This window comes from Bradyrhizobium sp. 159 (genome assembly GCF_023073795.1).
Taxonomy (GTDB): Bacteria; Pseudomonadota; Alphaproteobacteria; order Rhizobiales; family Xanthobacteraceae; genus Bradyrhizobium.
The window spans coordinates 12,751-30,942 of sequence record NZ_JADPKE010000027.1 but is presented as its reverse complement, the minus strand read 5'-3'; the positions used below and the strand labels follow the sequence as shown (position 1 = coordinate 30,942).

Annotated in this window: 17 protein-coding genes and 1 pseudogene; 13 read left to right on the top strand and 5 right to left on the bottom strand. The window is 64.1% G+C overall.

Annotated features, from left to right (window positions below):
- Nucleotides 1-2: 2 nt before the first annotated feature.
- From IVA96_RS05040 to IVA96_RS05030, 3 genes are all read left to right on the top strand, one after another.
- Nucleotides 3-2,099: a 3-hydroxyacyl-CoA dehydrogenase NAD-binding domain-containing protein gene (locus IVA96_RS05040; protein ID WP_247415712.1), complete on the top strand. Its 2,097-nt coding sequence runs from the start codon at nucleotides 3-5 to the stop codon at nucleotides 2,097-2,099.
- 7 nt (nucleotides 2,100-2,106) lie between these two features.
- The gene (locus IVA96_RS05035) at nucleotides 2,107-2,517 is read left to right on the top strand and encodes an acyl-CoA thioesterase (protein ID WP_247332977.1); all 411 of its coding nucleotides are present in this window, start codon (nucleotides 2,107-2,109) and stop codon (nucleotides 2,515-2,517) included.
- 214 nt (nucleotides 2,518-2,731) lie between these two features.
- On the top strand, nucleotides 2,732-2,923 hold the full coding sequence (locus tag IVA96_RS05030) for a hypothetical protein (RefSeq protein WP_247415710.1): 192 nt from the start codon (nucleotides 2,732-2,734) through the stop codon (nucleotides 2,921-2,923).
- 229 nt (nucleotides 2,924-3,152) lie between these two features.
- Here IVA96_RS05030 and IVA96_RS05025 read toward each other — a convergent pair whose 3' ends face one another.
- Nucleotides 3,153-3,605, bottom strand: a complete 453-nt coding sequence (locus tag IVA96_RS05025) for a nuclear transport factor 2 family protein (protein ID WP_247279569.1) — start codon at nucleotides 3,603-3,605, stop codon at nucleotides 3,153-3,155.
- Between the two features lie 153 nt (nucleotides 3,606-3,758).
- Between IVA96_RS05025 and IVA96_RS05020 the strand changes: the two genes are divergently transcribed.
- Nucleotides 3,759-4,445: an HAD-IA family hydrolase gene (locus tag IVA96_RS05020; RefSeq protein WP_247415708.1), complete on the top strand. Its 687-nt coding sequence runs from the start codon at nucleotides 3,759-3,761 to the stop codon at nucleotides 4,443-4,445.
- Nucleotides 4,446-4,532: 87 nt separating this feature from the next.
- Nucleotides 4,533-5,381 carry a DeoR/GlpR family DNA-binding transcription regulator gene (locus tag IVA96_RS05015; RefSeq protein ID WP_247300938.1) on the top strand — a complete coding sequence of 283 codons (849 nt, stop codon included), beginning with the start codon at nucleotides 4,533-4,535 and terminating at the stop codon, nucleotides 5,379-5,381.
- On the opposite strand, the pseudogene IVA96_RS05010 reads toward IVA96_RS05015, so the two are convergent.
- Nucleotides 5,378-5,497, bottom strand: a pseudogene (locus IVA96_RS05010) (VapC toxin family PIN domain ribonuclease); the annotation flags it as partial. The gene IVA96_RS05015 and the pseudogene IVA96_RS05010 sit on opposite strands and share 4 nt — an antisense overlap.
- Before the next feature lie 164 nt (nucleotides 5,498-5,661).
- Between IVA96_RS05010 and glpD the strand changes: the two are divergent.
- From glpD to IVA96_RS04975, 7 genes are all read left to right on the top strand, one after another.
- A complete protein-coding gene (gene glpD / locus IVA96_RS05005) occupies nucleotides 5,662-7,212 on the top strand; it encodes a glycerol-3-phosphate dehydrogenase (protein ID WP_247415706.1) in 1,551 nt (516 codons plus the stop codon).
- Entirely contained in the window at nucleotides 7,209-8,348 is a 1,140-nt protein-coding gene (locus tag IVA96_RS05000; RefSeq protein ID WP_247415702.1) for an ABC transporter ATP-binding protein, read from the top strand. The genes glpD and IVA96_RS05000 overlap by 4 nt, the downstream gene beginning before the upstream one ends.
- Before the next feature lie 12 nt (nucleotides 8,349-8,360).
- Nucleotides 8,361-9,446: an ABC transporter ATP-binding protein gene (locus IVA96_RS04995; protein ID WP_247415700.1), complete on the top strand. Its 1,086-nt coding sequence runs from the start codon at nucleotides 8,361-8,363 to the stop codon at nucleotides 9,444-9,446.
- On the top strand, nucleotides 9,446-10,420 hold the full coding sequence (locus IVA96_RS04990) for a sugar ABC transporter permease (protein ID WP_247415697.1): 975 nt from the start codon (nucleotides 9,446-9,448) through the stop codon (nucleotides 10,418-10,420). Before IVA96_RS04995 ends, IVA96_RS04990 begins: the two co-directional genes overlap by 1 nt.
- A complete protein-coding gene (locus IVA96_RS04985) occupies nucleotides 10,420-11,226 on the top strand; it encodes a carbohydrate ABC transporter permease (protein ID WP_247415694.1) in 807 nt (268 codons plus the stop codon). Before IVA96_RS04990 ends, IVA96_RS04985 begins: the two co-directional genes overlap by 1 nt.
- 10 nt (nucleotides 11,227-11,236) lie before the next feature.
- Nucleotides 11,237-11,566 carry a DUF2160 domain-containing protein gene (locus IVA96_RS04980; RefSeq protein WP_247300933.1) on the top strand — a complete coding sequence of 110 codons (330 nt, stop codon included), beginning with the start codon at nucleotides 11,237-11,239 and terminating at the stop codon, nucleotides 11,564-11,566.
- Nucleotides 11,567-11,696: 130 nt separating this feature from the next.
- Nucleotides 11,697-13,439, top strand: coding sequence for an ABC transporter substrate-binding protein (locus IVA96_RS04975; protein ID WP_247415786.1), 1,743 nt, complete (start codon nucleotides 11,697-11,699; stop codon nucleotides 13,437-13,439).
- A gap of 224 nt (nucleotides 13,440-13,663) precedes the next feature.
- Here IVA96_RS04975 and IVA96_RS04970 read toward each other — a convergent pair whose 3' ends face one another.
- From IVA96_RS04970 to IVA96_RS04960, 3 genes are all read right to left on the bottom strand, one after another.
- Nucleotides 13,664-14,764 carry an alkene reductase gene (locus tag IVA96_RS04970; RefSeq protein WP_247415691.1) on the bottom strand — a complete coding sequence of 367 codons (1,101 nt, stop codon included), beginning with the start codon at nucleotides 14,762-14,764 and terminating at the stop codon, nucleotides 13,664-13,666.
- A 183-nt stretch (nucleotides 14,765-14,947) separates the two neighbouring features.
- A complete protein-coding gene (locus tag IVA96_RS04965; RefSeq protein ID WP_247415688.1) occupies nucleotides 14,948-15,451 on the bottom strand; it encodes a DUF1993 domain-containing protein in 504 nt (167 codons plus the stop codon).
- A 304-nt stretch (nucleotides 15,452-15,755) separates the two neighbouring features.
- Nucleotides 15,756-17,051, bottom strand: coding sequence for a lytic murein transglycosylase (locus IVA96_RS04960; protein WP_247415686.1), 1,296 nt, complete (start codon nucleotides 17,049-17,051; stop codon nucleotides 15,756-15,758).
- Between the two features lie 184 nt (nucleotides 17,052-17,235).
- Here IVA96_RS04960 and htpX point away from each other — a divergent pair, with 184 nt between their 5' ends.
- Nucleotides 17,236-18,171 (top strand): zinc metalloprotease HtpX, encoded by a 936-nt coding sequence (gene htpX, locus IVA96_RS04955; RefSeq protein ID WP_247415685.1) that lies wholly within the window; start codon nucleotides 17,236-17,238, stop codon nucleotides 18,169-18,171.
- Nucleotides 18,172-18,192: the final 21 nt, after the last annotated feature.

Here is an 18,192-nt window from a genome sequence, read left to right as displayed (position 1 = left end):
CCATGGATTCCAAGATCATGACCGCGCTTGGCGACCGCGTGCTGGAGCTCGGGCCCAAGCCTGGGACAGACAGTCCCTACAAGCACTTCAAGCTGACGCGCGATGCCGATGGTGTCGCCTGGCTGCTGTTCGACCGCGCCGAGGCGAGCGCCAACACGCTGTCCTCGGATGTGATGGAGGAGTTCGATGCCGTGCTTGCGGCGATCGAGACCGAGCGTCCCGCCGGCCTCGTGATCCGCTCGGCAAAGCCGTCCGGCTTCATTGCCGGCGCCGACGTCAACGAATTTCGCGGCGCGTCCGATCCTGAGATGGTGGAGACACGCATCCGGTCCGCGCATGCCGTAGTCGATCACCTGGAAGCGTTGAGGTTGCCGACGGTGGCGGTCATCCACGGCTTCTGCCTCGGCGGCGGGCTCGAGGTCGCGCTCGCCTGCCAGGCGCGCATCGCCATCGAGGGGGCGCGCTTCGGCTTCCCGGAGGTGATGCTCGGCCTTCATCCAGGCCTCGGCGGCACCGCGCGCTTCACCGCGCTGGTCAATCCGATCCAGTCGATGGCCCTGATGCTGACCGGCCGCACCATCGATGCGCGCCGCGCCAGATCGCTCGGCCTTGTCGACACCGTCACGCAGGAGCGCCACGTCCACAATGCCGTGAAGGATGCGCTGTTCGGACGTCTGAAGCGGGCGCGGCCGGGCTTGCTGGTTCGCGCGGCGAATGTCGGCCTCGTGCGCGGGCTGCTCGCCAAACGCATGCGCTCGCAGGCGGCGAAGGCGGCATCTCGTGAGCACTATCCGGCGCCCTACACGCTGATCGATCTCTGGGAGACCCATGGCGGCAGCAAGGCCGCGATGCTGAAAGCCGAACAGGCCTCGTTCGCCAAGCTGATGGTGACGCCGACCGCGCAGAACCTGATCCGGGTCTTCTTCCTGCGCGAGCAGATGAAGAAGGCGGCGGGCAGCGGCAATGCCGTCAAGCATGTCCATGTCATCGGCGCCGGCGCCATGGGCGGTGACATCGCGGCCTGGTGCGCGGGACAGGGGATGCGCGTCTCGCTGGCCGACGTGAAGCCGGAGCCGATCGCCGGCGCGGTGAAGCGCGCGGCCGAACTCTACGGCAAGATCATTCGCAAGCCGACCGACGTGCACGACGCACTCGATCGCCTCATTCCTGACATGGACGGAGAGGGCGCATGCAACGCCGATCTCATCATCGAGGCCGTGCCGGAGAAGCTCGAGCTGAAGCAGAAGGTCTATGCCGGCCTCGAGCCGCGGATGAAGCCCGGCGCGATTCTTGCGACCAACACGTCGAGCATTCCGCTACAGGACCTGCGAACGACGCTGGCGCGGCCGGATCGGCTGGTCGGCCTGCATTTCTTCAATCCGGTGTCGCGGCTGCAACTGGTCGAGGTCGTCAGCCATGACGGCAACGACCCGCAAGTGCTGAAAGAGGCGCTCGCCTTCGTCGGGGCGATTGACCGCCTGCCGCTGCCCGTGAAGAGCTCGCCCGGCTTCCTCGTCAATCGCGCGCTGACGCCCTACATGCTGGAAGCCATGGTGATGCTGGACGAGAAGATCGACCAGCGCCTGATCGACGCCGCGGCCGAGCAGTTCGGCATGCCGATGGGACCGATCGAGCTGGCCGACCAGGTCGGGCTCGACATCTGTCTCGATGTCGGCGACATGCTGCGCACCAAGTTCGGCGATCTGCTGCCGCCGACGCCGGCCTGGCTGCGCGAGAAGGTGGCCAAGGGCGAGCTCGGCCGCAAGACCGGCAAGGGCTTTTATGTCTGGAAGGACGGCAAGGCGGAGAAGGCACAGCTTCCCGAGACCGGTCCGCGCGTCACCGACCAGATGATCGACCGCCTGGTGTTGCCGATGTCCAACGTCTGCGTCGCTGCCCTGCGCGAAGGCGTTGTCGACGACGCCGACGCGGTCGACGGCGCCATGATCTTCGGCACCGGCTATGCACCCTTCCGTGGCGATCCGTTGAACTATGCGCGCACGCGCGGTGTGGAAAATGTCTTGTCCAGCTTGCGCGCACTGGCCGAGCGATTCGGCGAGCGCTTTGCGCCCCATCCGGGCTGGAACAGTTTCAAGTGAGAGAGATATGAGTGAACACGCCACCACCGGGCCGCGCGGGGATCTCTGCATCCGTACTCTGGCGATGCCCGCCGACACCAACGCGAATGGCGACATCTTCGGTGGCTGGCTGCTCAGCCAGATGGATGTGGGCGGCGGCGTGTTCGCCTCGAAAGTCGCGAAGTCGCGCACGGTGACCGTCGCGATCGAAGCGATGAATTTTCGCAAAGCGGTCTATGTCGGTGATCTCGTATCCGTCTACGCCAATCTCGTACGGGTGGGCCGCACCTCGCTCACCGTGCATCTGGAAGCCTGGGCGCTGCGGCGCGGCGAGGAGCATCCGTTCCTCGTCACCGACGGCAATTTTACCTACGTCTCGATCGACGAGCACGGCCGCCCGCAGGCGGTTCGCGCGACCGACACGACAATCGCGACGTAATCGCGCGCGACGCTCTGCCTCATCTCACGAACACGTGGCAAACGCGGCGCGACTAAGTCATCGCGTCGCGTCTTCGCCAAGAACCAGTCATAAAACGGATGAGGTCCCAGCGTACTCAATTGCGTGTCGATTCGGGGTGGAAACGGCCTCAAATGCCCGGGGAACCTTTGGGCAGGAATGCCGTTATTTGCCCGCACTGAGGAATCCACGGGCCATGCCGGACAGCTACATCATCGAAGTCAATTCGCAGACCGCAGGTATCGTCGTTCGTTCTCAGGGAGGCTACTGTTTCTTCGCCTCATCCGACCGCTTCAACCGCCTCGAAGGTCAACTCTTCCGCAATGCGCGCGAAGCCGAGCGCGCCGCGCGCAAGCTTGTGAACGGCGAGTTGAAGGAGGCGGCGTAAGCGCCTGGAGCTGGTAATTTTGACGCGCGAAGCGTGGTCGGAAATTTTTACCGCCCACACCGCTGCTCCTCCTTTCTCCTTGCGGGAGAAGGTGGTGCGAAGCGCCGGATCAGGATCGGCTCCGCAAACGCAGAAGTGGGAGGTTCGTTTCGTGAATGGAGACCCCTCTCCCGTCTCGCCGCTTCGCCGCGAGCCACCCTCTCCCGCAAGGGAGAGGGTTGGAACGTCATCACAACTTTGTCGCCGCCCGCGACAGCAGCTTCCACTCGTCGCCCTGCTTCTGCCAGTTCATCAGGATGTGGAGGTTGGTCGATACTTTCTTCCCATCGGCCGCCATCTCCTGTTCGCCGAGCCAGTGGAAGCGCACGATCGCGGCGGGACCGACGACCTTGATGGTCGGGTCCTTGTATTCGATCGAGAGGAATTTCGACTTGCCGTCGGTCGCATTGGTGATGAAGGTCGCCTTGTCCTCGACCTTGCCGCTGGAATGGCTGTAGCTGAGCTCCTCCGCGCAGAGTGCGCCGAGCGCCTTAGGATCCGCTGCGATCTGGGCGAGGCGGAAGGCCTCCACCTTCTTCGCCACGGCCTCTTCGTCCGCTGAAGCGGCCAGTGCCGGTGCCGCGAGAGCAAGCGCAGAGACGGCGAGAGTCGATAGAGCCAAATCGCGTCGGTTGATCATCATCGTTTCCTCCTTTTTGATCTTGCCACGAGTGTTGCAGCCGCGCGCGACTTTGTCGAGTGCCGCATTGTCGTGATGTGGACGCGTCATTGCGCAATCGAGACCGTATTGATACGTCTTTCGCATTGATGCGCCACGCACTTGGGAAGTACGGAAATGATCGAGGCCAAAAGGCAAGCGATGGGCAGGGCGTTACTGTTCGACATTGACGGGACGCTGGCCGATACGGATCCGCTTCATCGCGAAGCCTTTCACCGCGTGTTCGCCCCGCGCGGCCATGTGGTGGACGATGAGCGCTTCAAGCGCGAGCTTCAGGGCTTTTCCAATGTGTCGATCGGGGAGCGATTTCTGCCGGACGAATCGCCGGAACGGCGCCTCGCAATCCTCGGCGAGAAGGAGGCGATCTTTCGTGATCTGGTGGCCGGGCAGATCGTGCCGATACCGGGGCTGATGGCGCTGCTCGACCGTGCGGATGCCGCCGGCATTCCCATGGTGGCCGTGACCAACGCGCCGCGCCTCAACGCCGAGCTGCTGCTCTCGGGCCTCGGCATCACCGAGCGGTTCAAGGCAATCGTGATCGGCGACGAGCTGCCGCACGGCAAGCCGCATCCGCTGCCCTATCAGGAAGGACTGCGTTTCGTCGGCGCCAGCGCAGAGGCGTCGATCGCGTTCGAGGACTCACGCTCCGGCGTGCAATCGGCCGCGGCGGCCGGCATCCCGACCATCGGCATGCGCACCACCCTCAGCCATGCAGACCTTGTTGCCGCGGGCGCGGTCGCGTCCGCGCGCGCCTACGACGATCCGGAGCTGCTCGCGCGCCTAGCCGCCGCGATGGCGTGTTGAGGCAGTCCGTTAACCGTGATCGTCTCCCGCATTGACCGAACGCGCGAACCGCCGCACCATGCATCGTTCTGATTTGAGGCTCTTGCCGTGACCGGACTGACCCATCGCCAAGCCGAAATCCTCAACCTCGCGCGGGCCTCAGGCCGCGTCATGGTCGAGGAACTCGCGCGCCGGTTCGAGGTGTCGGCGCAGACCATCCGCAAGGATCTCAACGATCTCTGCGAGCGGAGATCGCTGACCCGCATCCATGGCGGCGCCATCATCGCCTCGGGCGTTGAAAATCTCGCCTACGAGGCGCGCCGCTTCGTCGCCGCCGACGAGAAGAAGGCGATCGGCGCTGCTGCCGCCTCGCTGATCCCGAACGGCTGCTCGCTCTTCATCAACATCGGCACCACGACGGAGGAGGTCGCGAGCGCGCTGACCTCGCACGAGGATCTGCTCGTCATCACCAACAATCTCAACGTCGCCATGCTGCTCTACCGCCATCCCCGCATCGAGGTGGTGGTCGCCGGCGGCACGGTGCGGCGCGCCGACGGCGCGGTGGTCGGCTCGACCGCGACGCAGCTGATCGGCCAGTTCAAGGTCGATTACGCCATCATCGGGGCGTCCGCGATCGATGAAGAGGGCGCCCTGCTCGACTTCGACTATCGCGAGGTGCAGGTGGCGCAGGCGATCATCGCCAATGCTCGAAGCGTCATGCTGGTCGCCGATTCCACAAAGCTCCGCCGCAGCGCGCCGGTGCGGATCGCCCACATCAGTCAAATCCAGACCTTCGTCACCGACCAGGAACTGCCCGAGCGCCTCGCCACCATCTGCCACAGCAAGGGCATCGAGGTGGTCGAAGCGATGCCGAAGGAGGCGAGGGAGATCGATGAGACACAGGCCGATGCGCAGGATGCCGCGCCTGAAGCGGTGCCAGTGGTGCGGTTGCGCTAAGATTTAGGTGCGCTCCACGGGTTCAGCAGCGTCACGCCCGTAGGTTCGAAATCTTCCACATTGCGCGTAACAACCGTTAAGCCGTGAACAAGTGCGGTCGCACCAATAAGGGCGTCGTGCCCCTAATTTGTCCGTTCTCCTGTCGATTCCCCGCTCCATCGTCGTTGAAGGAGTTCCTCTTTCACTTCCCCTCGCTTCTCTTTCATCTTGCTTTCGTTTCAGGGTGTGATCTAATCAAAAGCGAAAGTTGCCGCTTCGATGAACGGGCGGTTGCCGGGGGATGCGTCTGTTGGAGCGTATTTTCGACCTCGCCATCATCGGAGGCGGTGTGAATGGCTGCGGCATCGCGCGCGACGCGGTGGGCCGCGGCAACACGGTTTTCCTGTGCGAAATGAACGATTTGGCGAGCGGGACGTCGTCCTGGTCGACCAAGCTGGTGCATGGCGGGCTGCGCTATCTCGAATATTACGAGTTTCGCCTGGTCCGAGAAGCCTTGATCGAACGCGAGATCCTCTGGGGCATCGCGCCCCACATCATCCGCCCGCTGAGATTCGTCCTGCCGCATCACGCCGGCCTGCGCCCGGCCTGGCTGCTGCGCCTCGGCCTTTTCCTTTATGACCACATCGGCGGCCGTCACCTGCTGCCCGCGACCCGCTCGGTCGATCTCCGGCGTGACGAGGTCGGCCGCCCGCTAATCCCGAACCGCTACAGCCGCGCGTTCGAATATTCGGACTGCTTCGTCGACGACGCCCGTCTCGTCGTGCTCAACGCGCGCGACGCCGCCGACAAGGGCGCCGAGATCCGCACCCGCACCCGCGCCACCGAGATTCGCCAGTCCGACGGCGTCTGGACCGTCGGCATGGTCAACACGCTGACCGGCGAGCGCTCGTCGATCCAGGCGCGCGCGCTGGTCAATGCCGGCGGTCCCTGGGTCGAGGACGTGCTCGGCCGCGGCGCCGGCCTCAATGCGAAGGCCAAGGTGCGTCTGGTGCAGGGCTCGCACATCGTGGTGAAGAAGCTCTACGACCACGACCGCGCCTACATGTTCCAGAACGCCGACGGCCGCATCATCTTCGTGATTCCGTACCAGGACGATTTCACGCTGATCGGCACCACCGACCGCGACTATGATGGCGATCCCGCTAAGGTGAAGGCGACAGCCGAGGAGATTCAATATCTCTGCACGGCGGCGAGCGAATACCTGGCAAAGCCGGTGACGCCCGACGACGTGGTCTGGACCTATTCCGGCGTACGCCCGCTCTATGACGACGGCGCCAGCGAGGCCAAGGCCGCGACCCGCGACTACGTGTTCGAGCTCGATACGCCCGGCGGCGTGCCGCTGCTGTCGATCTATGGCGGCAAGATCACGACCTACCGCCGACTCGCCGAAGAGGCGCTGGAACGGCTGGCGCCCTATCTTCGCAGCGCGAAAGCGCGCGAGGGTTGGACCGGCAAATGGCCGCTGCCCGGCGGCGACATGAACGTATCCGACATCGACGGCCTGATCGCCGAGCTCCAGCGCGGCTATCCCTTCCTCAGCCATGAGCATGCGCGGCGCCTCGCCCGCGCCTATGGCACCCGTGCCATCAAGCTGCTCGGCGATGCGAAATCGACCGCCGATCTCGGCCGGTCCTTTGGTGCGACGCTGACCGAGCGCGAGGTCCGCTATCTCATGGCGAATGAATGGGCGGTCACCGCCGAGGACGTCGTCTGGCGCCGGTCCAAGCTCGGCCTGCGACTATCTGCCGACGAGATCGCCGCGCTTGACGACTGGATCAGGGCCCACGCCGTGCCGCAAACTCCCCTGCTGGAAGCAGGAGGACGCTCATGACAGTGACGCTCGACCACGTGACCCGGACTGTCGAGGGCGTCCCGCACATCCGCGACGTCTCGCTGACGCTCGAGAGCGGTACCCTCAACGTACTGCTCGGCCCGACGTTATCGGGCAAGACCTCGATCATGCGGCTGCTCGCCGGCCTCGACAAGCCGACCACGGGCAGGGTGCTGGTGGGCGGCAAGGACGTCACCGGCGCCGACGTGCGCCAACGTTCGGTCGCGATGGTCTATCAGCAATTCATCAATTACCCCTCGCTCACGGTCTATGAGAACATCGCCTCGCCCCTGCGCGTGCAGGGCAAGCCGCGCGATGAGATCAAGGCGCGTGTCGCGGAGGCTGCAAAGCTGCTCCGCCTCGAGCCGTTCCTGAAGCGAACTCCGCTCCAACTCTCGGGCGGCCAGCAGCAGCGTACCGCGATTGCGCGCGCGCTGGTCAAGGGCGCCGATCTCGTGCTGCTCGACGAGCCGCTCGCCAATCTCGACTACAAACTCCGCGAGGAGCTGCGCGCCGAGCTGCCGCGCATCTTCGAGGCCTCCGGCGCGATCTTCGTCTACGCCACCACCGAGCCGACCGAGGCGCTGCTGTTAGGTGGCAGCACCGTGTGCATGTGGGAGGGCCAGGCGCTCCAGATGGGCGAGACATCCAACGTCTACCGCCGCCCGCAGACGCTGCGCGTCGCGCAGGTGTTTTCGGATCCGCCGCTCAATCTCGTCGGTATCGAGAAGAGAAATGGCTTCGTGCAATATGCCGGCGGCACGGCCTCGCCGGCCTCGGGGCTCTATGCTGGCCTTGCTGACGGCGCCTATCGCGTCGGCTTCCGCGCGCATCAGCTCGGGCTTGCCAATGGCGAGGCCGACCGCCACGCCTTCCACGCCACGGTGACGGTGACCGAGATCACCGGTTCGGAGAGTTTCGTGCATCTGACCCGCGAGGGTTCGAACTGGGTGGCGGTCCTGCACGGCGTGCACGAGTTCGAGCCGGGCCAGACCCTGGACGCCGTGCTCGATCCCAATGATGTCTTCGTGTTCGATGCGGCCGACCGTCTGGTCGCCGCACCTGGCATAGCGTTTTCAAGCGAAGTGCGTAGCGGTTCGCGTGAAGAAAACGTATCAAACAGAAAAAGCTCCTGAGGGAGATGCGCCATGGCCCGCATTGACCTCCTCGATCTCGCGCACTCCTATGGCGGCAATGATGCGCCGCCGGAAAGCTTTGCGCTGAAGCCTGTGACCATGACCTGGCGGCAGGGCGGCGCCTATGCACTGCTCGGGCCGTCCGGCTGCGGCAAGACCACGCTGCTCAACGTCATCTCCGGCATCATCACGCCCTCGCGCGGAAAGATCATGTTCGACGGGGTGGACATCACACCATTGTCAACCCAGAAGCGCAACATCGCCCAGGTGTTCCAGTTTCCGGTGATCTACGACACCATGACGGTGGGGCAGAACCTGGCGTTTCCGCTGAAGAACCGCGGCGTGCCGAAGGCCGAGATCGACAGGCGCGTCGCGGAGATCGGCCGCCTGCTCGATCTCGAACCCTATCTGAACCGCAAGGCGACGCGGCTCACGGCCGACGCCAAGCAGAAGATCTCGCTCGGCCGCGGTCTGGTCCGCTCCGACGTCGCCGCGGTGCTGTTCGACGAGCCGCTGACCGTGATCGATCCCGAGCTGAAATGGCAGCTCCGCTCCAAGCTGAAGGCGCTGCATCGCGAGCTCGACCTCACGATGATTTACGTCACCCATGACCAGACCGAGGCGCTGACCTTCGCCGACACCGTCGTCGTCATGCATGACGGCCGCGTGGTGCAGAGTGGCACGCCGGCCGAACTGTTCGACAAGCCTGCCCATACGTTCGTCGGCTACTTCATCGGCTCGCCTGGCATGAACATCCTGCCGGCGGAGGTGAGGGGACGCGAGGCGCGGATCGGTGGGCACGTCATCGCGCTCAACCGCAGCTACGACAATTTGCCTTCGGGCGCCAAGATCGAGATCGGTGTCCGCCCCGAATTCGTCGAGGTCGTCCCGCCCGCGCCCGGTCTGTTCACCGCGAAGATCGAGCGCATCGACGATCTCGGCCGCATCCGTTTCGCGCGGGCGCGGCTCGGCGACGCAAAGCTCGCCGCGCGCGCCCCCGGCGGATTCACCAGCCCGGACGGCAACGCGGGGCTGAAATTCGATCCGTCGCATGTCCACGTCTATGCCGACAGCCTTCTGGTGGAGGGAGCCGCCTGATGGACAAGATCGTCAACCAAAAAGCCTGGTTCCTGGTGCTGCCGGTGTTCCTGGTGGTCGCCTTCTCGGCGGTGCTGCCGCTGATGACGGTGGTGAACTATTCGATGCAGGACACCTTCGGCAACAACCAGTTCTTCTGGAACGGTGTCGGCTGGTTCAAGGAGCTGCTCGATCCCTCGACCGATCTCAGCGGCCGCTTTCTCGCTTCGCTCGGCCGCAATCTGTTTTTCTCGCTGGTGATCCTCGCCATCGAGGTGCCGCTTGGCATCGTCGTCGCGCTGTCGATGCCGCGCGAGGGCTGGACGGTTGCGGCCTGCCTCGTCATCCTCGCGCTGCCGCTGCTGATTCCGTGGAACGTGGTCGGCACGATCTGGCAGATCTTCGGCCGCCCCGACATCGGCCTGCTCGGCTATGCTCTCAACGCCGCGGGCTTCGACTACAATTACGTCTCCAACGACATCGACGCCTGGGTCACGGTCATCGTGATGGATGTTTGGCACTGGACCAGCCTCGTTGCGCTGCTCTGTTACGCCGGTCTGAAGTCGATTCCCGAAGCCTATTACCAGGCCGCCCAGATCGACGGCGCCTCGCGCTGGGCCGTTTTCAAGGCGATCCAGCTGCCGAAGATGAACCGCGTGCTCTTGATCGCGGTGCTGCTGCGCTTCATGGACAGCTTCATGATCTATACCGAGCCCTTCGTCGTCACCGGCGGCGGGCCGGGCAACTCGACGACCTTCGTGTCGATCGAGCTGGTCAAGATCGCGCTCGGCCAGTTTGACCTCGGAAAGGCCGCCGCGCTGTCGCTGGTCTACAATCTGATCATCCTGATCGTCTGCTGGATCTTCTATACCGTCATGACCAATGCCGGCGTCGAACGCAAAGTCCAGGCAGAGAGCGAGCCGGCGATTGAGTCCAAGCCGTCGGCCCGGCCCAAGCCCGTGCCCGCGCTTAAGCCAAAGGAAGGAGTGGCCTGATGCATCCGATCCCCGGCCGCCGCCTCATCATGGGGCTGTTCCTGATCTTTCTGCTGCTGCCGATCTACTGGCTCGTCAACATGAGCTTCAAGACCAACAGCGAGATCGTCTCGACAATGACGCTGTGGCCGCATACCCCGACGCTCCAGCACTACAAGCGCATCTTCACCGACGAGAGCTGGTACTCCGGCTACATCAACTCGCTGGAATACGTCGTCCTCAACACCGTCATCTCGATCGCGGTGGCGCTGCCGGCGGCCTACGCCTTCTCGCGCTACCGCTTCCTCGGCGACAAGCACCTGTTCTTCTGGCTGTTGTCGAACCGCATGGCGCCGGCCGCGGTTTATGCGCTGCCGTTCTTCAACCTCTATTCGGCGATCGGCCTGTTCGATACGCCCTGGGCGGTCGCGCTCGCGCACTGCATCTTCAACGTTCCGCTGGCGGTGTGGATCCTGGAAGGCTTCGTCTCCGGCGTGCCGCGCGAGATCGACGAGACCGCCTTCCTCGACGGCTATTCCTTCCCACGCTTCTTCATCAAGATCCTGGTGCCGCTGATTGCGAGCGGCATCGGCGTCGCCGCCTTCTTCTGCTTCATGTTCTCATGGGTCGAGCTCTTGCTCGCGCGCACGCTGACCTCGGTGCAGACCAAGCCCATCGCCGCCATCATGACGCGCACGGTGTCGGCCGCCGGCATGGATTGGGGCCTGCTGGCCGCCGCCGGCGTGCTCACCATCATTCCGGGCGCGCTCGTGATCTGGTTCGTCCGCAACTATATCGCGCGCGGTTTCGCGCTTGGCCGGGTCTAGGGAGGCTCATATGGAATCCATTGCATGGATGGCCTGGACGTTGCCGACCGCGATCTTCTTCGCAGCGCTCGCCTGCACGCTGGCAGTGATGACGTGGCTTGCCGCGGTCTATCCCGAGGCCGAGCGCGTCGGCGTGCTCAGCATTCCGACCACGCGCGGCGACCGCCTGTTCATCTCGCTGATCGCGGCCGCCGTCATTCACCTCGTGTGGATCGGCCTCGTCGGCACCGATGCGATCGCCACGCTGCCGGTCGGCGAGGAAGGTTTTGAGATTTCGAGCCTGTGGCTCGCAAGCGGAATTTCGCTGGTCATGGCCGCGCTTATTTTTCGCACGGTCTGAAGCTGGCGAAGGGACGGCCAGATCCGGGACCAACCCGGGCCTGTATAAAAGTTTGTCGCTGCAACGGAGGAATAACATGCGGCAGTTTAGGAGAAGGAAAGGTCCATTGACCAGGAATAGCTTTATGACCATGTCCAGCGTCGCCGCGATTATTGCGGTGTCGTTCGCCGTCTCGGCGCCAGTTCGCGCCGCCGACGACGCCGTAATCCAGAAGTGGATGGCGGAATTCCAGCCCTCGACGCTGTCGAAGGAAGACCAGAAGAAGGAGCTGGAGTGGTTTGCCAAGGCCGCCGAGCCCTTCAAGAACATGGAGATCAACGTCGTCTCCGAGACCATCACGACACACGAATATGAAGCGCAGACGCTGGCCAAGGCGTTCTCCGAGATCACCGGCATCAAGCTCAAGCACGACCTCATCCAGGAGGGTGACGTCGTCGAGAAGCTCCAGACCCAGATGCAGTCCGGCAAGAACGTCTATGACGGCTGGATCAACGATAGCGACCTGATCGGCACGCATTTCCGTTACGGCCAGACCATCGTGCTGTCGGACTACATGGCCGGCGAGGGCAAGGACGTCACCGATCCCATGCTCGACGTCAATGACTTCATCGGCAAGTCATTCACCACCGGGCCGGACGGCAAGCTCTATCAGCTTCCCGACCAGCAGTTCGCCAACCTCTACTGGTTCCGCTACGACTGGTTCACCAACCCCGACTACAAGGCCAAGTTCAAGGCCAAGTATGGCTACGAGCTCGGCGTGCCCGTGAACTGGTCCGCCTATGAGGACATCGCCGAGTTCTTCACCAACGACATCAAGGAGATCAACGGCGTCAAGGTCTACGGCCATATGGACTATGGCAAGAAGGACCCCTCGCTCGGATGGCGCTTCACCGACGCCTGGCTGTCGATGGCCGGCAACGGTGACAAGGGCATTCCGAACGGCCTGCCGGTCGACGAATGGGGCATCCGCATGGAAGGCTGCCGTCCGGTCGGCTCGTCGGTGGAACGTGGTGGCGACACCAACGGTCCAGCCGCGGTCTACTCGATCACCAAGTATCTCGAGTGGCTGAAGAAGTACGCGCCGCCGCAGGCGCAGGGCATGACGTTCTCCGAAGCTGGCCCGGTGCCGGCGCAGGGCAATATCGCCCAGCAGATCTTCTGGTACACCGCCTTCACCGCCGACATGGTGAAGCCGGGTCTACCGGTCGTGAATGCGGACGGTACGCCGAAGTGGCGCATGGCTCCCTCGCCGCACGGTTCCTACTGGAAGGAAGGCATGAAGCTCGGCTACCAGGACGCCGGCTCCGCGACGCTGCTGAAGTCGACTCCGCCGGACCGCCGCAAGGCAGCCTGGCTCTATCTCCAGTTCATCGTCTCCAAGTCGGTGAGCCTGAAGAAGAGCCATGTCGGTCTCACCTTCATCCGTGAGTCCGACATCTGGGATAAGTCCTTTACGGAACGTGCGCCGAAGCTCGGCGGCTTGATCGAGTTCTACCGCTCGCCCGCCCGCGTGCAGTGGACCCCGACCGGCAACAACGTGCCCGACTATCCGAAGCTCGCGCAGCTCTGGTGGCAGAACATCGGCGATGCGTCGTCCGGTGCCAAGACGCCGCAGCAGGCGATGGATGCCCTTGCGGCCGCCCAGGACTCCGTGATGGAGCGCCTCGAGAAGTCCGGCGTGCAGGGCGCCTGCGGTCCCAAGCTGCACAAGAAGGAATCGGCCGAATACTGGTTCGCCAAGGCCCAGAAGGACGGCACGATTGCTCCCCAGCGCAAGCTCGCCAACGAGAAGCCGAAGGGCGAGACGGTCGACTACGACACCCTGATTAAGTCGTGGCCGGCCACTCCGCCCAAGCGCGCGGAAGCGAAGTAAGCAGCGTCTCATAACAACGAAGGCCGGGAGCAATCCCGGCCTTTTTCTTTTTGGTGAGTTGGGCTCACTGCCTCCGCACCGTCACTGCGAGCCACCGGGTCCGCGCGAAGCGCGGCCCGATGACAGGCTCCGCGAAGCAAGCCGGAGTCTTTCCGCGGAGGCAGTCTGGATTGCTTCGTCGCTTCGCTCCTCGCCATGATGGAGAATGGGGCTACGGCGCAGCCTTACTCCGCCAGCTCAGCCGCGAGCGTCGGATAGTCCGTGTATCCTTTCGCGCCGCCGCCGTAGAACGTGGTCTTGTCCCAGTCGTTCAGGGCCGCGCCCTGCTTCAGCCGTTCGACCAGGTCGGGGTTGGAGATGAACGGCTTGCCGAAGGCGATGAGATCGGCCGCATTCGCGTCCAGCACCTTGTTCGCGAGATCGAAGCCGTAGCCGTTATTGGCGATATAGGCGCCCGAAAAGCGCTTGCGCAAGGACGCATAGTCGAACGGTGCGAAGTCCCGCGGTCCGCCGGTGGCGCCTTCGACGACGTGGAGATAGACCAGCTTGAGCGCGCTGAGACCGTCGACGATGTGATCGAACAGAGCTTGCGGATTGCTGTCGGAGATGTCGTTGGCAGGCGTCACCGGTGAGATGCGAATGCCGGTGCGATCGCTGCCGGCTTCAGCCGCGACGGCTCTGGAGACCTCAAGCATCAACCGCGCACGGTTCTCGATGGAGCCACCATAGGCGTCGGTTCGCTTGTTGGCGCCGTCCTTGGCGAACTGATCGAGCAGATAGCCGTTGGCGCCGTGGATCTCGACGCCGTCGAAGCCGGCTTCGAGCGCATTCTTCGCGGCGCGCTTGAAGTCGTCGATGATCCCAGGAATTTCGGACAAATCGAGCGCGCGCGGCTCGGAGACGTCGGCGAAGCCGCCGTTGACGAAGGTCTTGCCCTTGGCGCGGATTGCGCTCGGCGCCACGGGGGCTGCGCCATTCGCCTGGAGGTCGACATGCGAGATGCGGCCGACATGCCAGAGTTGGATGAAGATCTTGCCGCCGCGCTCATGGACGCGGTCGGTGACCTTGCGCCAGCCGGCCACCTGGTCTTTGGAATAGATGCCGGGCGTGTCCTGGTAGCCCTGGCCCTGCTGCGAGACATGGCTCGCTTCGGTGATCAGGAGCCCCGCGGAAGCGCGCTGGCCGTAATAATCGGCCGCGAGCGGACCAGGTACGAACGTGCCGGGCGCAGCACGGTTGCGCGTCAGCGGCGCCATCACCAGGCGATTGGCCAGCGTGATCGGGCCGAGCTTGTAGGAGGCAAACAATTTGGTCGGACGGCTCATGGGAATGCTTCCAGGCAATGAGAGGTCACGAACACTTGTGCATCGCGATAACAGGCGCAAGGGAGGAGCCATACGGAAAGTGCAGGCGAGCTGCGCGGCGAGCTCTGCGCAGCATGAATCATGTGCAAATTCGGCCGCGGCGGCAGGTTCGACCTCCTGCCGCAGCCGCTTGCATTGTCGAGGTTAGTTCGCGCCGAGGAAATCGCGCTTGCCGATCTCGACGCCGTTGTGGCGCAAAATGCCATGGGCGGTCGTGGCGTGGAAATAGAAGTTCGGCAGCGAAAACGAGCTCAGGAATTGCTGGCCCTTCATGGTGATGGATTTGTCCGGACCGGCCGGGAAGGTGACGTCCTTGACGTCGGCACCTTCGAACTGCTCGGGCTTTAACGACTTCACGTAGTCGATGGTCTTGGCCAGCCGCTGCTTCAGCTCTGCGAAGCTGATCTCGGTGTCGGACGTTGCGGGCACCTCGCTATGGGTGAGCCGGGCACAGCCCTTGGCGGCGAAATCGCTGACGAGCTGGACCTGCTTCGACAGCGGCAGCATGTCCGGAAAGAGGCGTGATCCGAGCAGGACGCTGGGGTCGATCTTTTTGGCCGCGCAATGTGCCTCCGCCTTGGCGAGCAGGCCGGTGAGGCTGTTCAGGATTTGCAAATAGGCGGGGACGACGGCGTCGTAGAAGGACATGTGATGCTCGCTTCAATGGGAGGGAATCTCAGGAGAAAACCTGAGCGACTCACATGGGAACGTCATGGAAAAATACAATCGCGGAAGCAGCTTGTGCGATGCGAAAATTCTCCTTCGATGGCTCGTGGTGCTGTAGCCGCCACACCTCTCGCTGTCATGCCGCGCGAAGGCGGGCGATCCCGTACGCCGAGACGATTGTGATTGGGCAGAGGCGCTGCGCGTACTGGATGCCCGGCCGGAGCCTGTTATCGGGCTCGCCGAAAACGAGACCCGGTGGCGGGGCATGACGGCGAGTTAGGCTCGCTTATCTCACCATGCCCGCCGGCTGCGCCTGCGCCGTGCCGCCGCGCATGCGGGCCAAGAGCTCCGTGGTCGGCCAGGAATCGGCCGGCAGACCGTGCTTGATCTGCATCGCCTTGACGGCCGCGCGGCTCTGCTGGCCCAGCACGCCATCGATCTTGCCGACATTGAAGCCGGCACGCACCAGGAGCTGCTGCAATTCCTTGAGCTCGTTGAACGGCAGCTGCGCCACCGGCGCCGTTGGCTTGCGCAGCGGCGGGGCGCCAGCGATGCGCGAGGCGAGATAGCCTGCCGTGGTCGAGTAGATCAGCGAGTTATTCCATTCGGTATAAGCCGCGAAATTCGGGTATGCCATGAACGCCGGCCCAAAGCGTCCCATCGGCAGCAGCACGGAGGCGGCGAGATTGTCGTTCGGCAGCGGGCGTCCGTCAGGGTAGGTGACCCCGAGCTGCGCCCATGTCGAGCGCGGCTCCCGCACGTTGAGATCGGTCTTGTCCCACGGCAGGTTTGGCGGCACCTTGATCTCCTCCAGCCACGGCTCGCCGCGCCGCCACTTCAATCCGTTGGCGATGTAATTCGCGGTCGAGCCGATCACGTCGGCTCCCGAGCGCAACAGGTCGCGCCGCCCGTCGCCGTCATAGTCGACGGCGTAGTTGACGTAATGCACGGGCAGGAACTGCGTCTGCCCGAGCTCACCGGCCCAGGAGCCGATCATCTCGTCGGGATGCAAATCGCCGCGGTCGATGATCTTCAGCGCGGCGATGGTCTCGTTGACGAACATCTCCGAGCGGCGGCAATCATAGGCGAGCGACACCAGCGATTTCAGCGTCGGCAGGTTGCCCATGTTGGCGCCGAAATCGCTCTCCAACCCCCAGAACGCGGCGATGACGGCCGGCGGCACGCCATATTCCTTCTCGGCGCGCGCGAATGCGGCCGCGTATTGCTTGATGTGCTGCTGGCCGTTCTGCATGCGATAGGGCGCGGCCATGCGGACGGCAAATTCGGTGAAGAGCTGGCCAAACACACGCTGGCCGCGGTCACGGTTGACGATGCCCTGGTCGTAGATGAGATACGGCGAAGCCTCCGCGATCGTGCGCTGCGATACGCCCGCAGCCATCGCCTGTTGCTTCACGTCGGCCAGGAAGCGATCGAAGCTCGCGCCATTATGGCACGACGCCGCGCGCGGCGAGGGAGCCTTCGGCACTGCGGGCTTGGCGGGAGGTGGGGCGAACTGGGCGAAGGCGCAAGAGGAGTAGGCGGCGAGAGCAATGGTCGCGATCGCATATCGGGTCAGGAGCATGAGGTTTCCGGAGGGGAGAGGCGCTTGAATTCTTGATGAAGTTTAATGGAACGTTCGCGCTCAAACCAGTGCCGCGGCTCCGCGACGCACCTTGAAACCTTGCGCCCGGGGCGGGGTCATCCCTACCTCATGCCTGCCGGCTTGCTGGCGTCTCCAGCGCCCGCGGCCGCGCCAGGAGACGGCCATGAACTATCTTCGTACCGCAATGCTGCTCGCAGGCCTTACTGCCCTGTTCATGGGCGTGGGCTATCTGATCGGCGGTGCCTCGGGCGCCATGATCGCGCTTGTCATTGCCGCAGCGACCAATCTCTTCACCTACTGGAACTCCGACCGCATGGTGCTCTCGATGTACGGCGCCCATGAGGTCGACCGTGCCAGCGCGCCGGAGCTGGTCGGCCTCGTCGCCGAGCTTGCGGGCCGCGCCGGCCTGCCGATGCCGCGCGTGTTCCTGATGGACGAGCCGCAGCCTAACGCGTTCGCGACCGGCCGCAACCCGGAGAACGCCGCGGTGGCCGTCACCACCGGCCTGGTGAACCAGCTCAGCCGCGAGGAGCTCGCCGGCGTGATCGCGCACGAGCTGGCGCATATCAAACATCACGACACGCTTCTGATGACGATCACCGCGACGATCGCCGGCGCGATCTCCATGCTGGCGCAGTTCGGCATGTTTTTCGGCGGCAATCGCGACAACAACAACGGTCTGGGCATCGTCGGCTCGATCCTGATGTTGATCCTTGCCCCGCTCGGCGCCATGCTGGTGCAGATGGCGATCAGCCGCACCCGCGAATATGCCGCCGACAATCTCGGTGCGCGCATCGTGGGACAGCCGATGTGGCTGGCGTCCGCGTTGGTGAAGATCGAGGGCGCCGCGCATCAGGTGCCGAACTTCGAGGCGGAGCGGAATCCCGCGACCGCGCACATGTTCATCATCAATCCGCTGTCGGGCCACGGCGTCGACAATCTGTTCGCCACGCATCCCTCGACCCAGAACCGCATCGCGGCGCTTCAACAGCTCGCGGCCGAACTCGGCGCGCGGTCAGCGCCGTCGCTCGGCGCCAACGAGAACTATCCGCCGCGAAGCCCGTGGGGCCGCTCCTCTTCGCGCGGTCCTTGGGGCTGATGCGGCACCGGCTGGAAATTG

Coding starts and splice junctions, on each gene's coding strand:
- IVA96_RS04990 (WP_247415697.1), top strand. CDS start 9,446: ATGGACAAGATCGTCAACCAAAAAGCCTGGTTCCTGGTGCTGCCGGTG.
- IVA96_RS04960 (WP_247415686.1), bottom strand. CDS start 17,051: ATGCTCCTGACCCGATATGCGATCGCGACCATTGCTCTCGCCGCCTAC.
- IVA96_RS04985 (WP_247415694.1), top strand. CDS start 10,420: ATGCATCCGATCCCCGGCCGCCGCCTCATCATGGGGCTGTTCCTGATC.
- IVA96_RS05035 (WP_247332977.1), top strand. CDS start 2,107: ATGAGTGAACACGCCACCACCGGGCCGCGCGGGGATCTCTGCATCCGT.
- glpD (WP_247415706.1), top strand. CDS start 5,662: ATGCGTCTGTTGGAGCGTATTTTCGACCTCGCCATCATCGGAGGCGGT.
- IVA96_RS04995 (WP_247415700.1), top strand. CDS start 8,361: ATGGCCCGCATTGACCTCCTCGATCTCGCGCACTCCTATGGCGGCAAT.
- IVA96_RS05040 (WP_247415712.1), top strand. CDS start 3: ATGGATTCCAAGATCATGACCGCGCTTGGCGACCGCGTGCTGGAGCTC.
- IVA96_RS05020 (WP_247415708.1), top strand. CDS start 3,759: ATGATCGAGGCCAAAAGGCAAGCGATGGGCAGGGCGTTACTGTTCGAC.
- IVA96_RS04980 (WP_247300933.1), top strand. CDS start 11,237: ATGGAATCCATTGCATGGATGGCCTGGACGTTGCCGACCGCGATCTTC.
- htpX (WP_247415685.1), top strand. CDS start 17,236: ATGAACTATCTTCGTACCGCAATGCTGCTCGCAGGCCTTACTGCCCTG.
- IVA96_RS05025 (WP_247279569.1), bottom strand. CDS start 3,605: ATGATGATCAACCGACGCGATTTGGCTCTATCGACTCTCGCCGTCTCT.
- IVA96_RS05000 (WP_247415702.1), top strand. CDS start 7,209: ATGACAGTGACGCTCGACCACGTGACCCGGACTGTCGAGGGCGTCCCG.
- IVA96_RS04970 (WP_247415691.1), bottom strand. CDS start 14,764: ATGAGCCGTCCGACCAAATTGTTTGCCTCCTACAAGCTCGGCCCGATC.
- IVA96_RS04975 (WP_247415786.1), top strand. CDS start 11,697: ATGTCCAGCGTCGCCGCGATTATTGCGGTGTCGTTCGCCGTCTCGGCG.
- IVA96_RS05030 (WP_247415710.1), top strand. CDS start 2,732: ATGCCGGACAGCTACATCATCGAAGTCAATTCGCAGACCGCAGGTATC.
- IVA96_RS04965 (WP_247415688.1), bottom strand. CDS start 15,451: ATGTCCTTCTACGACGCCGTCGTCCCCGCCTATTTGCAAATCCTGAAC.